We start from the raw sequence: 11,948 nt of genomic DNA, 5'->3' as shown, positions 1-11,948 counted from the left end.
GCTCGGGGGGGGCGGGGGCGCCCCCCACCCAATAAAGCCCCGCCGCGCGGCGGCTCGAATCCGCGACGACGGTCGGCCAAAGGCAAAGACGACGCCCGACCGCAGGTCAACCAGCGCCCCAGCCCGACCGCAGGTCAACCAGCGCCCCAGCCCGACCGCAGGTCACCCCGCGCCCGGCCCGACCGCAGGTCACCCCGCGCCCCGGCCCGACCGCAGGTCACCCCGCGCCCCGGCCCGACCGCAGGTCAAGCCGAAGCCCGGCCAGGCCCCGCGGCGCGCCACACGCTCACCGTGGCCTCGACCGCGGCAGCGATCCGGCGGCGGGCCTCCCCCCGCGGCACCCCGCTCATCAGCAGCCGGTCGTACGGAGTATCCGTATGCCGCACCGCGGCCACCACCGCCGCGGTGACCGCCCCCGCGGACAACGCGCGCCCCGCGGCACTGCGCCCCACCCGCCCACTGCCCCGCACCGACGCATGCGCGGCGATCGCGAGCGCCCGGTCCTGTGGACACCCCGGAAACAGACGCCGTATCTCGTCCGCGAACGCCCTCGTGAAGCGGACGTCCTCCGCCGCCCTCCGCACCGCGTCCCGCGCCCTCCGCCGCGCCCGTGCCTCCGCGTCCGCGAGGCACCGCTCCTCGGCCCTCGCGAGGGCCGCCTCCTCGACGAGGATGCCCTGCCGCTCGTACCGGCTACGGCGCCGGTTGAGGCGGACGACCACCGCAGCCAGGCCGCTCCCCTCGCGGGCCCGCCGCGTCAGCGCCGTGTCGCCGCGCGGCAGGAACACGAGATGCCCCAGGTCGGCGCAGTCCAGACAGCGCGGCCCGCCGTCCTCCACGACCAGCAGGGCGAGCGGTCCGCCACGGCACTCCTCGCAGTGCCGCCGCTTCAGCGGCTGGATGGCGACAAGTCCCGGTCCGGCGGGCGGAGTTGGCAAGGGAGGGGCGGTCGGAGCCATGAACGAAGCATTCCCCCTCCCCGAGGGGCCCTACCGCGCACCCGGCATCATGGGCCCTGTGCGACTCGAAGCGATCACCTGGGAACGGCTCACCGAAGCCCTCGCCGACCGGCTCGCGGAGCTCAAGACGGCCGACGGGAGCCCCTGGCTCCGCATCGCCTTCGACGGCGCCCCCGCGGGCAGGCCGGGCGAGCTCGCACACCGCGTGGCCGATGCCCTGCGGGTGCGCGGACGGTCCGCCCTGGTGATCGGCACGGAGGATTTCCTGCGCCCTGCCTCCCTGCGCCTGGAGTACGGGCGCGAGGACGTGGAGGCGTACCACAGCGGCTGGTTCGACACGGGAGCGCTGTGGCGCGAAGTGTTCGGGCCACTGGACCCGGGCGGCACGGGACGCGTACTGCCCGACCTGTGGGACCCGGCCGCGGACCGCGCCACACGCAGCCCGTACGTCGAACTCCCGCCCGGCGGGCTCCTGTTGATGCACGGCCCGCTGCTCCTCGGTCACTGGTTCCCGTTCGACCTGACGGTCCACGTACGGCTCTCGCAGGGCGCCCTGCGCCGGCGTACCGCACCGGACGAGCAGTGGACGCTGCCGGCCTTCGAGCGGTACGAGACGGAGACGGATCCCGGTGCGGCGGCCGACGTGGTCGTACGCGCCGACGATCCCCGGCATCCGGCGTGGAGCGGCTGAACCTCGACCGACCTCGGCCGACCTCGACCGAAGCCCTTTTGAACGACCTCGACCGAATCCCTTTTATATGCACGTGCATGTAGTTAGAGTCTGGGCATGACAACGGCAGCGATCAATTTCAGCGAATCCGTCCGCGCGCTCCTCGACGGCAAGAACTTCGCCGGCGTGGCGACCCTCGGCCCCGGCGGAGCCCCGCAGAACTCCGTGGTGTGGATCAAACGGGAGGGGGACACCGTGCTGTTCTCCGCCACCGCGGGGCGGCAGAAGGTCCGCAACCTCGAACGTGACCCGCGCATCAGCATCTCGGTCTTCGACCTGGCGAACCCGTACGCGTCGACCGAGATCCGCGGCGTCGCGGAGATCCTCCCCGACCCTCAGAAGCGGCTCTCGCACGAGCTCTCGCACAAGTACCTCGGCATCGACCCGCCGGGCGAGAAGGACGGGGAGGACCGGGTGATCATCCGGGTGGTCCCGCGGAAGGTCATCGGCTTCAACGTCTGAGCCCCGCCGTCCCCGGCGTGCGGACCCCCACGGGCCCGGCGAGAATGAAGGGCGCCGGGACTAGCGGTGCCTCCGTGCCGCGCCGGCCGTCCGGCAACGGGAGGTACTCATGACCACCGCCGGAGACATCATGCACCGCGGTGCCCAGTGGATCCCCGCCCACGAGACCCTGGACCGGGCCGCGCAGCTCATGCGCCAGCTCGACGTGGGCGCGCTGCCCATCAGCGACGAGAACGAACGCCTCTGCGGCATCCTCACCGACCGCGACATCGTGGTCGGCTGCGTGGCGATGGGGCACGACCCGGCCAAGGTGACCGCCGGTGAGATGGCCAAGGGCACGCCACGCTGGGTCGAGTCGGGCGCGGACGTCGACGAGGTGCTGCACGAGATGCAGGGCCGCCAGATCCGCCGGCTGCCCGTCATCGAGAACAAGCGCCTTGTCGGCATGATCAGCGAGGCCGACCTCGCCAAGCACCTCACCGAGGAGCAACTCGCGGGCTGGGTCGAGAGCGTGTACGCGAAGAGCTGATCGCATACCGCTGATCGCGTACGGCTGACGGCGTACGGCTACCACTTCGCCTACCCCTTGGCCGCCACCGAGAACGTGCCGTCGTCCGTCACCCCGTACAGCACGCCCCCCAGGGCCAGCGGGGCCACCCCGCTCGGGGAGCGGTCGTCCACCGATCCGCCTCGGTGGGTGTCCTTGAAGGAGGGCGCCGAGCGCCACCGCTCCTTGCCCGTACGGGTGTTGACGGCGATGACGCTGCTGTCCGGCATCGTGGCGTACAGCGTGTCGCCCCGCACCGACGGCTCGCTGAAGATCCGCAGTTCGCGCGAGGTCGTCCACAGCGGCTTGCCGCGCTTGAGATCCAGGGCGAGCACGGTCTCGTTGGCATAGTCGAACAGGTACATGGCGTCGCCGCGCACCAGCGGCGGCGCCTCCGGCTCGACCGCCCAGGGGAAGTCGATCCCGCGGACGTCCCCCGAGGTCAGATCCTGGATGAAGAAGCGCGAGGAGACATCCGAGTCGTTCTCCCAGCGGGCGAAGTACCCCTTGCCGTCGTGCACCGTGGCCAGCCAGAGGTCTCCCTTCGGCGCCTTGACCGAGCCCAGCTTGCGGCCGCTGCGCGCGTCGAAGCGCGTGATGGCCGACGAGGCCGGGGCGGGGTCGCCCTTGCGCGCGGCGGTGCGCAGATCCGCGAAGACCGTGCCGTCCGGGCCCGCGTAGAACGCGCCCGCCGAGTCGCTGGTCACCTTGTGATGCCACAGCTCGTCGCCGGACCGGGGGTCGTACGCCGTGTACGTCGACGTCCGGGACTCGCTCAACTCGCCCTTGTGCACGACCAGTACGCCGCTCAGGAACTGGAACTCCGCGTGCGGCCCCGGCAGCCGCCACAGCCGCCGGCCGCTCTTCGCGTCGTACGCGTCGACACCCTGGGAGCCCTCCGCGCTGAACGTGAACACCGCCCCGGCGCCCACGACGGGATCGGTGACCGAGTACCCGTTGCTGGACTTGGGGCGGTGCATCGGCTTGGTCCACTTGACCTTGCCCGTCAGGGGATCGAGCCGGGTCAGCGCCGTGGTCGGCGACGCGCAGTAGACGCCGTGCGCGTGCGGGGTGCAGGCCTGCGACGACGGCATCATGTCGTCGCCGTCCTTCTCGGCGGCGACCTGCCACGGCTGCCAGCCGTCGGGCAGGCCCGACTTGCCGTCCGTGCCCTGCGCGACGGGATCCGACCCCCCGAGCAGCGCCACGGATACGCCGATGCCGAGCACGGCCGCCAAGGCCACCGCCCCGGCGAGGATCACCGTGAACCGCCGCCCCCGGCGCGGGTGTCGGGGTGTGGTCGCGGTCGTCGACAGGGCGAACGTGGCGTCGGAGGCGTCGGAGGCCGGATCCTCCGAGGGCTCCGCCCGTTCTTCCACGGTGGATACGCGTTCCCGTGGCGCACCCGGCTCCCCCTCGTCCGGCAGCGCGGCCAGCGCCTCGAGCACCTGCACCGGAGTGGGCCTGTCCTGCGGGTCCTTGGTGAGGCAGGCGAGGACCAGGGGGCGCAACGACTCGGGCAGCGCGCCCAGTTCGGGGTCGTTGTGCACCGTCTGATAGGCGGCCAGATACGCGTTCTCCGCCTCGAAGGGGCTGCGCCCGGTCGCCGCGTACACCAGCAGCGCGCCAAGGGCGAAGACGTCGACGGGCGGCCCCACGTCGCGCGGGCTGCTGAACTGCTCCGGCGCCATGAACGGTGGTGAGCCCATCACCAGGCCCGTCTGCGTCCGGACATCGCTGTGCGCGGCACGGGAGATGCCGAAGTCGATGACGCGCGTCATCCCGCTGTCCCCGCTGTCACCACCACCGCCGTCCGTGTCCTCCCCGGAGCCGAGCAGCAGTACGTTGCTCGGCTTCAGGTCGCGGTGCACCACCTCGGCGCGGTGGATCTCCCGCAGTGCCTCGGCCAGTTCGCCGCCGAGCCGCTTCAGCCGCGGCCAGTCGAGGGGCCCCTGCTCGGCGACGCGCTGGGCGAGGGTGTCCCCGGGAACGTACGCCGTGGCCATCCAGGGCAGCGCGGCCTCCGGGTCGGCGTCCACGACGGGCGCGGTGAAGGCGCCGCTGACCCGGCGGGCGGCCGTGACCTCCTGGCGGAACCGCGCGCGGAACTCGGGGTCGTCCGCGTACTGGGTGTGGACGACCTTGACCGCGACCGCGCGGCCCGAAGCGGAGCGTCCGAGATAGACGACGCCCATGCCGCCGGTGCCGATCCGCGACTCGATCCGGTAGCCGCCGATCGACTCGGGGTCACCCTCGCGCAGAGGCATCGGTCACCTTCCCCCGGTGGTTGACATGGCCGTCACAGACTAGACGCCGGTGCGTGGCGGGGCCGTCGCGGTGCGTCAGAGCCAGCCATTGCGACGGAATCCGCGGTAGAGCGCGAAACAGATGGCGACGATCAGGCCGACGACCATGCCGTAGCCGTACTTCCAGTGCAGCTCGGGCATGTGGTCGAAGTTCATGCCGTACAGACCGCAGACCATCGTCGGCACGGCGATCACCGCGGCCCACGCCGTGATCTTCCGCATGTCCTCGTTCTGAGCCACCGTCACCTGTGCGAGATGTGCCTGGAGGATCGAGTTCAGGAGCTCGTCGAAGGCGGCGATCTGCTCGGTGGCCCGCTTCAGATGGTCGTCGACGTCCCGGAAGTAGGCCTGTATCTCCGGGGCGATCACCCTGATCGGCTGGGTGGCCAGGATCTGCAGGGGGCGGCCGAGCGGCACCACGGCCCGCTTCAGTTCGAGCAGTTCACGCTTGAGCTGGTAGATGCGGCCCGGATCGGCGCGCTCCCCCTCCTTGGAGAACACGTCCATCTCGACCTGGTCGATATCGGCCTGCACGGCGTCCGTGGCGGCGAGATAGTCGTCCACGACGTGGTCGGCCAGTGCGTGCAGCACCGCTCCGGGGCCCTTGGCGAGCTGCTCGGGCGCCGATTCGAGCTCCTCGCGCAGCGGACCGAGCGAGCCGTGCCTGCCGTGCCGTACGGTGATCACGAACTCCCGGCCGACGAAGACCATGATCTCGCCGGTGTCCACCACCTCGCTGGTCGCGGTCAGCTCGGCATGGTCCACGTAACAGACCGTCTTGAACACGGCGAACAGCGTCTCGTCGTACCGCTCGACCTTGGGCCGCTGATGCGCGTGCACCGCGTCCTCCACGGCGAGCGGGTGCAGGTCGAAGAGCTCCGCGATGCCCGCGAACTCCTGCTCGGTCGGCTCGTGAAGACCGAGCCAGACAAATCCGTCACCGCTCTTGCGTACGCGCTCGACCTCCTCGACCAGGTCGCGGCCGCCCTCCTGGCGGACCCCGTCGCGGTACGTCACGCACTTCACCACCGACGAGCCGAGCGGGGAGCGGACGGGATGGCTGAGGTCGACGCGGGTGCGCTTGCGGGTGAGGCGGGCTGCCCGTGCGACTCTCCGCAGGCCGCCCACCTTCCGGAGGTTCCCTACCTTCCGCAGGTTGCCTGCCATCGACATGCGTGGCTCCTCGTTCCGGTGACTTGGCCAGCAAGTCTGCCAGTACGGGGCGACAGTGCGGCCGGGGCCTGTGGGAACGGAAGACTCCGTTCCGGTATGCCCGGTTCAGCCTCCCCAGGCAAAGCCGGACAACTGGGATGATCGTGGCATGACGCTCATCGACGGCTATCTCTCAGGAAATCGACCCGCTGGGGCGGCTGAGGCGGCTGGGGCCACCCAGATCGGCCGGCGCCACGACGCCTTCGCGGCCCTCTTCGATCCCACGACCTTCCGGCACATCGAGCGGCTCGGCATCGGCCCTGGCTGGCGCTGCTGGGAGGTCGGGGCGGGCGGCCCCTCCGTCGTCTCCTGGCTCGCCAAGCGGGTGGGCCCCACCGGGCGGGTCCTCGCGACCGCCACGGACACGTCCTGGCAGACGTCTGCCGCGCGCCCGCCGGTCGAGGTGCGCACCCACGACGTGGGCGCGGACGCGCCGCCCGTCGGGGGCTTCGACCTGGTGCACGCGCGGCTCGTGCTGTCCCGGGTGCCCGACCTGGAGCAGGCGCTGCGGTCGATGATCAGGGCGCTGCGCTCCGGGGGCAGGCTCCTGATCGAGGAGGCCGACCCCGCGCTGCAGCCGCTGCCCTGCCCCGACGAGCACGGCCCCGCCCAGGAGTTGGCGAACCGCCTCAGGCGCGCGCTGCTCACCCAGCGGGGCTCCGACGTCGCATACGGCCGCGGCCTGCCCCGCCTGCTGCGCGCCGCGGGCCTGCGCCAGGTGGAGGCCGACGCGTACTTCCCCTTGACGGCCCCCGCGTGCGCCGCCCTGGAGACGGTGACGATCCAGCAGTCCCGCACGGCCCTGACCACCGCGGGCCTGGCCACGGACGAGGACATCACCACCCACCTGGCGAGCGTCGCGACGGGCACGATGGACCTGGCGACGTCACCGCTGGTCTCGGCGTGGGGCAGGAAGGGGTAGAGCGCCCCGTAAGGGGCGCGGGGAACTGCGCGACAAGCCCCCACACCCCCGCAGTCGAAGGCACCCGGACACTCTTCAACAGGCCGTCGAACCGGGCAACGGGGGCCGCCCCCCGACCCGTTCGACGGCCAGGGCCCCCGCCCTGCACCCCTCCGCCGCCGCCTCGCAGAGCCCCGCACCCCCCAGCCGGGAGGCGAGAAACGCGCCGGTGAACGCGTCGCCCGCGCCCGTCGAGTCGCGAGGCACGGCCGGCAGCGCGGGGACCGCCGCCCGCACCTCGCCCGACCGGGCGACCAGCGCGCCCGCGGCGCCCCGCTTGACCACCACCGAGGGGAACTGCCGGCTCAGCTTCACGGCCGCGTCCGCCAGGTCGGGCACACCGGTGAGCAGCCGCGCCTCGCCCTCGCTCGGCAGCAGTACGTCCACACCGTCCGTCGCCGCAAGGAAGCGGTCCACGCCGAGATCGGTGAGGAACCCCGCCGACGCGGGATCCACGCTCACCGGCACTCCACGCGCGCGTGCCGATGCCAGCGCGGCTCCGGCCGCGGCCCGGCTCGGCCCGGCGAAGAACAGATAGCCCGAAAGGTGCAGCCACCCGACACCGTCCAGGAGCCCGGCCGACCAGTCGTCGGCCGACAGGCGCAGGGACGCGCCGTTGTCCGCCAGGAACGTCCGCTCGGCCCCGGCGCCCCCGTCGACCAGGCAGATCACCGTCCCCGTCGGCGCCTCAGGGTCGACGACTAGCCGTGGACGTACTCCCGCGCGGGCGAGCGCCTCCTCGTGCCATGCCGCCGAATCGGCCCCGACCCGTCCCAGGATCCGTACGTCCCCGCACCCCCAAGAGGCCGCCCAGGACGCGACATTGGCGCCCGCGCCGCCCGGCACCGCACGGATCGCCGCCGCCGTGTCGGTGCCCGGTGCGAGCGGTGCGCGGTGCCGCGCGACGATGTCGGTGACGACGTCGCCGACGACCAGCAGGGCCCCGCCCCCCGGGCTCACCGCCCGGCCCAGGCCGCCGCGATCCGGCCCGCGAGCCGTACGTTGCCCCGCACCGCCGCGAGGTTGGCATCGAGCGACGCGCCCCGCGTACGGCGCACCAACTGGTCCAGGAGGAACGGCGTGACCGCCTGCCCCGTGATGCCCCGCTCGGCACACTCCTCCAGCGCCTCGGCGAGCACGCGCGCGTGGAGCGCGGGATCGAGCTGCTCGGACTCGGGGACGGGGTTCGCGACGATCAGCGCGGACTCCGGACCGCCGACCGCGTCCTGGGCCCGCATCACCTGGGCGACCTCCCCGGGCGTACGCAGCGTCCAGTCCACCGGATGCCCGGAGTCGGTGAGGTAGAAGCCGGGGAAGCGGTCAGTGCCGTACCCGGCGACCGCGACGCCCAGTGTCTCCAGGCGCTGCAGCGTCGCCGCCACGTCCAGGATCGACTTCACGCCCGCGCAGACGACGGTGATGCGCGTCCGGGCGAGCAGCCCCAGGTCGGCGGACTCGTCCTGGGTCACCGTCCACTCCCGGTGCACCCCGCCGAGCCCGCCCGTGGCGAACACCCGCACGCCCGCGCGGGCGGCGAGCAGCGCCGTCGCCGACACGGTGGTCGCCCCGCTCGCACCTGCCGCGACCGCGAGCACCAGATCGCGGTGGCCCAGCTTGCGGATGCCGTCCTCGTTCGCGACCCGCTCCAACTGCTCCTTGTCCAGGCCGACACGGGGGCGCCCGTCCAGGACCGCGATCGTCGCGGGGACGGCGCCTTCCGCCCGTACGACGTCCTCCAGCTCGCGCGCCACCTGGAGATTGCGCGGGCGTGGCAGCCCGTGCGCGATGATCGTGGACTCCAGGGCGACGACCGGCCGCCGATCCGCCACCGCCGCCTGTACCTCGTCGGACACCACCAGCACGGGCCTGCCTCCTGCCTGTCGGGTCTCCTCTCATCCCTGGCGGGCGGCGCACCCCGCCAAACCCCTCTACGGAGAAGGCGCACCCCTGGCAGGGTCCTGTCGCGGGGGCCCGGCTAGGGTGACCGGCCATGACCACGAGAGATCAAGCTGTCGCGTCGTTTGCCGTGCACATTCCGGATGCCGACCTGGAGGCCGAGCCGCTCGATCCGGCGCAGATCGTCTCCGGCACCCCGGAGGTCACCGGCAAGCTCCTGTGGGAGTCCGCCGACGGCAAGCAGCTACGCGGCATCTGGCAGATCACGCCCGGAGTGGTCACCGACACCGAGGCCAACGAACTCTTCGTGGTCGTCAGCGGCCGCGCCACGATCGCCGTCGAGGGCGGCGACGTGATCGAGGTCGGCCCCGGCGACGCGGCCGTCCTGCGCGAGGGCGACCGTACGACGTGGACGGTGCACGAGACGCTGCGCAAGGCGTACCACATCACGCTGCCCTGACCGCCCTGCGGACCGCGAGCGCCGCCATCGGCAGCAGCACGCAGACGCCGATGAGGTTGAGCCAGCCGTAGCTCGCCTGCGCGACGATCAGGCCGGCCGCCGCGCCGCCGATGCCCGCCGCCGTGTTCATGGTCAGGTCCGAGAGTCCCTGCACTGCGGCTCGGGCGGGCCCCGGCACCGAGTCGGTCAGCAGTGCCGAGCCGGACACCAGGCCCGCGGACCAGCCGAGGCCGAGCACGAAGAGCCCGGCGGCGGTGTGGCCGTGGCTGGGGCCCGCCGTGCCGGCGAGCAGCGCGGCGCAGCACAGCAGCCCGATCGCCAGGCCGATCACGGAGAGCCTGCCGAACCGGTCGGCGAGCCAGCCCATCACCGGCGACAGGGCGTACATGCCCGCGATGTGGCCGCTGATGACCAGACCGACCAGCTGCAGGCTCGCCCCGTGGTGCCCGAGGTCGACCGGCGTCATCACCATGATCGAGACCATCACGGTGTGCGACGCGGCCACCGTCACCAGGGCGAGGCGGGCCATCGGCGACGCGGCCACCGCGGCGACACCGGCCCGCAGCGAGCGGCTCTGCGCGGTGTCGTCCTCCTGCGGGGCCAGGGCGCGCGCGGTGAGCAGCGGGTCGGGCCGAAGCAGCAGCGCCACCACCAGACCGGAGACCGCGAAGATCCCGGCGGCGAAGAGGAAGGGGCCGGCCGTCTCGGGGATGGCCGTGTCGGCGAAGGCACGGCTGGTCGGGGCGGCGATGTTCGGCCCGAGGACCGAGCCGATGGTGGTGGCCCAGATGACCAGGGAGATGGCGCGGCCGCGCCGCTCGGGCTCGGCGAGGTCGGCGGCGGCGAACCGCGCCTGCAGATTCGCGGACGAGCCCGCGCCGAAGCCCGCCATGCCGAGCAGCAGCAGGGGGAAGTTCTCGATGACCGCGGCGAGCACCACGAGCCCCGCGCCGAGCGCGCCGATCAGATAGGCGAGGACGAGCCCCGGCCGCCGTCCGCGCGAGGTCATCAGCGCGGCGAGCGGCAGCGAGAGCAGCGCCGTACCGGCCACGGAGGCGGTGGGCGCGAGCCCGGACAGGGCCTCGGTCCCACTCACCTCGGTCGCCAGGACCGGGGCCAGGGCGATACCGATCGGCACACCGAGCCCGCCCAGTATCTGACTGGCGATCAGCACCGCGGTGGTACGACGGCGAAGGCCGGGCAGCGCCTCGGGGGCGGGTATGTCAGGAGCGTCGACGGTCGAAGTCACTGACGCAGTGTGCCAGGGCGCTCGTACACGCGAAACGGAGTTGCCACGACCGACGGACGCCTCGCACGCGATGACGCCGCCGGCCGGACGGCGAGCAGCACGAGGCCGAGCCCGACGGAGACGAGGGCATGCGCTGCCGGCGCACGGTTGGCCGACAGCTCAGATCAAGGCTCGGCCGGCTGGCACCTCAGACCAGCCCACGCTCGTCCGGTACCTCAGATCAGCGCGCGGTCAGCCGGCGTTTCAGACCGCGGCGGGGTCGGACGGCCCCTTAGAGCGGCGCGCGGTCAGCCGGGGTCTTGGATCAGCGCACGTCGACCGGGCGTCTGAGGTCGGCGCGGGGCCGGGCGGCGTCTTGGATCAGCGCACGTCGACCGGGCGTCTCAGGTCGGCGTGCGGTCGGGCGGCCCCACACCAGCGCACCCTCGGCAGGCACCTCAGATCGGCGCGGGGCCAGCCGGCGTCTCAGATCAGTGCACCCCGGCCGACCGGGCGCCTCAGATAGGGCCTCTGTCGGCCGGCGCCTCAGAGCCAGGGCGCGGCCGACCGGGCGTCTCAGACCAGCGCGCGGTCCGTCGGCGTCACAGACCGGCGTGGGGCCGGCCAGCACCTCGGATCAGCGCACGCCCGCCCGGCCCCTCAGGCCAGCGCACGCCCGCCCGGCCCCTCACACCAGCGCAGGCCCACCAGCTGCCCCTCAACCAGCGCACCCCAGCCAGCGCACCCCAGCCAGCCCCTCAGAACAGCGGCTGCGGCAGCACCCCCTCCAGTGCGAGCAGTTGGCGCTTGGTTTCCAGGCCGCCTCCGAAGCCGCCGATGCCGCCGTCGCTCTCCACCACGCGGTGGCACGGCACCACGACCGGCAGGGGATTGGCGCCCATCGCGAGGCCGACCGCCTGGGCGGCGCGGGGCTGGCCGACGCGGCGGGCCAGGTCGCCGTAGCCGACGACCGCGCCGTACGGAACGGTGGTCAGCTCGCGCAGGACCTGGCGGTTGAACCCGGAGATCAGCGACCAGTCGAGGGGCAGGTCGAAGGCGTGGCGCTCGCCCGCGAAGTAGGCCGCGAGCTGCCGTATGGGCTCGGCGAGGAGTGGCGAGTCGGGAGCCCCCCGCGCGCGGGGCGGCCCCACCGGGCCGGGCCACGCACGCGCCCCGGGGGGCGACCC

12 protein-coding genes are annotated in these 11,948 nt (G+C 73.1%); 5 read left to right on the top strand and 7 right to left on the bottom strand.

Annotated features, from left to right (window positions below; translation table 11 throughout):
* Nucleotides 1-245: 245 nt before the first annotated feature.
* The gene (locus ACFWY6_RS38285; protein WP_384700481.1) at nucleotides 246-959 is read right to left on the bottom strand and encodes a DUF2293 domain-containing protein; all 714 of its coding nucleotides are present in this window, start codon (nucleotides 957-959) and stop codon (nucleotides 246-248) included.
* A gap of 49 nt (nucleotides 960-1,008) precedes the next feature.
* On the opposite strand from ACFWY6_RS38285, the gene ACFWY6_RS38280 reads away from it, so the two are divergent.
* The 3 genes from ACFWY6_RS38280 (at nucleotide 1,009) to ACFWY6_RS38270 (ending at nucleotide 2,680) form a co-directional block, all read left to right on the top strand.
* Nucleotides 1,009-1,650, top strand: a complete 642-nt coding sequence (locus ACFWY6_RS38280; protein WP_384700483.1) for a uridine kinase — start codon at nucleotides 1,009-1,011, stop codon at nucleotides 1,648-1,650.
* Between the two features lie 96 nt (nucleotides 1,651-1,746).
* Nucleotides 1,747-2,151, top strand: coding sequence for a PPOX class F420-dependent oxidoreductase (locus ACFWY6_RS38275; protein ID WP_384700479.1), 405 nt, complete (start codon nucleotides 1,747-1,749; stop codon nucleotides 2,149-2,151).
* 109 nt (nucleotides 2,152-2,260) lie between these two features.
* Nucleotides 2,261-2,680 carry a CBS domain-containing protein gene (locus ACFWY6_RS38270; protein ID WP_384700477.1) on the top strand — a complete coding sequence of 140 codons (420 nt, stop codon included), beginning with the start codon at nucleotides 2,261-2,263 and terminating at the stop codon, nucleotides 2,678-2,680.
* 50 nt (nucleotides 2,681-2,730) lie between these two features.
* Here the strand turns inward: ACFWY6_RS38270 and ACFWY6_RS38265 are convergent, their stop codons facing one another.
* Both ACFWY6_RS38265 and ACFWY6_RS38260 read right to left on the bottom strand, forming a co-directional pair.
* Nucleotides 2,731-4,965: a PQQ-binding-like beta-propeller repeat protein gene (locus ACFWY6_RS38265; RefSeq protein WP_384700475.1), complete on the bottom strand. Its 2,235-nt coding sequence runs from the start codon at nucleotides 4,963-4,965 to the stop codon at nucleotides 2,731-2,733.
* 75 nt (nucleotides 4,966-5,040) lie between these two features.
* Nucleotides 5,041-6,177, bottom strand: a complete 1,137-nt coding sequence (locus ACFWY6_RS38260) for a magnesium and cobalt transport protein CorA (protein ID WP_384700473.1) — start codon at nucleotides 6,175-6,177, stop codon at nucleotides 5,041-5,043.
* Nucleotides 6,178-6,325: 148 nt separating this feature from the next.
* Between ACFWY6_RS38260 and ACFWY6_RS38255 the strand changes: the two genes are divergently transcribed.
* Complete coding sequence (locus ACFWY6_RS38255) at nucleotides 6,326-7,138, top strand: methyltransferase domain-containing protein (RefSeq protein ID WP_384700471.1); 813 nt, start codon at nucleotides 6,326-6,328, stop codon at nucleotides 7,136-7,138.
* 75 nt (nucleotides 7,139-7,213) lie between these two features.
* On the opposite strand, the gene ACFWY6_RS38250 is transcribed toward ACFWY6_RS38255, so the two are convergent.
* Together ACFWY6_RS38250 and ACFWY6_RS38245 are read right to left on the bottom strand one after the other, a co-directional pair.
* The gene (locus ACFWY6_RS38250) at nucleotides 7,214-8,137 is read right to left on the bottom strand and encodes a carbohydrate kinase family protein (RefSeq protein WP_384700469.1); all 924 of its coding nucleotides are present in this window, start codon (nucleotides 8,135-8,137) and stop codon (nucleotides 7,214-7,216) included.
* Nucleotides 8,134-9,039 (bottom strand): pseudouridine-5'-phosphate glycosidase, encoded by a 906-nt coding sequence (locus tag ACFWY6_RS38245; RefSeq protein WP_384700467.1) that lies wholly within the window; start codon nucleotides 9,037-9,039, stop codon nucleotides 8,134-8,136. Before ACFWY6_RS38245 ends, ACFWY6_RS38250 begins: the two co-directional genes overlap by 4 nt.
* 128 nt (nucleotides 9,040-9,167) lie before the next feature.
* Here ACFWY6_RS38245 and ACFWY6_RS38240 point away from each other — a divergent pair, with 128 nt between their 5' ends.
* Entirely contained in the window at nucleotides 9,168-9,533 is a 366-nt protein-coding gene (locus tag ACFWY6_RS38240; protein WP_384700465.1) for a cupin domain-containing protein, read from the top strand.
* On the opposite strand, the gene ACFWY6_RS38235 is transcribed toward ACFWY6_RS38240, so the two are convergent.
* Both ACFWY6_RS38235 and ACFWY6_RS38230 read right to left on the bottom strand, forming a co-directional pair.
* Entirely contained in the window at nucleotides 9,520-10,782 is a 1,263-nt protein-coding gene (locus tag ACFWY6_RS38235) for an MFS transporter (protein WP_384700463.1), read from the bottom strand. The genes ACFWY6_RS38240 and ACFWY6_RS38235 overlap by 14 nt on opposite strands.
* Nucleotides 10,783-11,519: 737 nt before the next feature.
* Nucleotides 11,520-11,948, bottom strand: a 429-nt coding sequence (locus ACFWY6_RS38230; RefSeq protein WP_384700462.1) for a methylated-DNA--[protein]-cysteine S-methyltransferase, incomplete at its 5' end; no start/stop codon positions are given.

This window comes from Streptomyces sp. NPDC059037 (assembly GCF_042740015.1).
GTDB lineage: Bacteria > Actinomycetota > Actinomycetes > Streptomycetales > Streptomycetaceae > Streptomyces.
Note: the sequence above shows the minus strand (reverse complement) of the source record. Positions and strands in the feature narration are given on the sequence as shown.

Bases quoted from the DNA above. Each gene is read 5' to 3' on its own strand.
- ACFWY6_RS38285 (WP_384700481.1), bottom strand. From the start codon at position 959: ATGGCTCCGACCGCCCCTCCCTTGCCAACTCCGCCCGCCGGACCGGGA.
- ACFWY6_RS38280 (WP_384700483.1), top strand. From the start codon at position 1,009: ATGGGCCCTGTGCGACTCGAAGCGATCACCTGGGAACGGCTCACCGAA.
- ACFWY6_RS38275 (WP_384700479.1), top strand. From the start codon at position 1,747: ATGACAACGGCAGCGATCAATTTCAGCGAATCCGTCCGCGCGCTCCTC.
- ACFWY6_RS38270 (WP_384700477.1), top strand. From the start codon at position 2,261: ATGACCACCGCCGGAGACATCATGCACCGCGGTGCCCAGTGGATCCCC.
- ACFWY6_RS38265 (WP_384700475.1), bottom strand. From the start codon at position 4,965: ATGCCTCTGCGCGAGGGTGACCCCGAGTCGATCGGCGGCTACCGGATC.
- ACFWY6_RS38260 (WP_384700473.1), bottom strand. From the start codon at position 6,177: ATGTCGATGGCAGGCAACCTGCGGAAGGTAGGGAACCTCCGGAAGGTG.
- ACFWY6_RS38255 (WP_384700471.1), top strand. From the start codon at position 6,326: ATGACGCTCATCGACGGCTATCTCTCAGGAAATCGACCCGCTGGGGCG.
- ACFWY6_RS38240 (WP_384700465.1), top strand. From the start codon at position 9,168: ATGACCACGAGAGATCAAGCTGTCGCGTCGTTTGCCGTGCACATTCCG.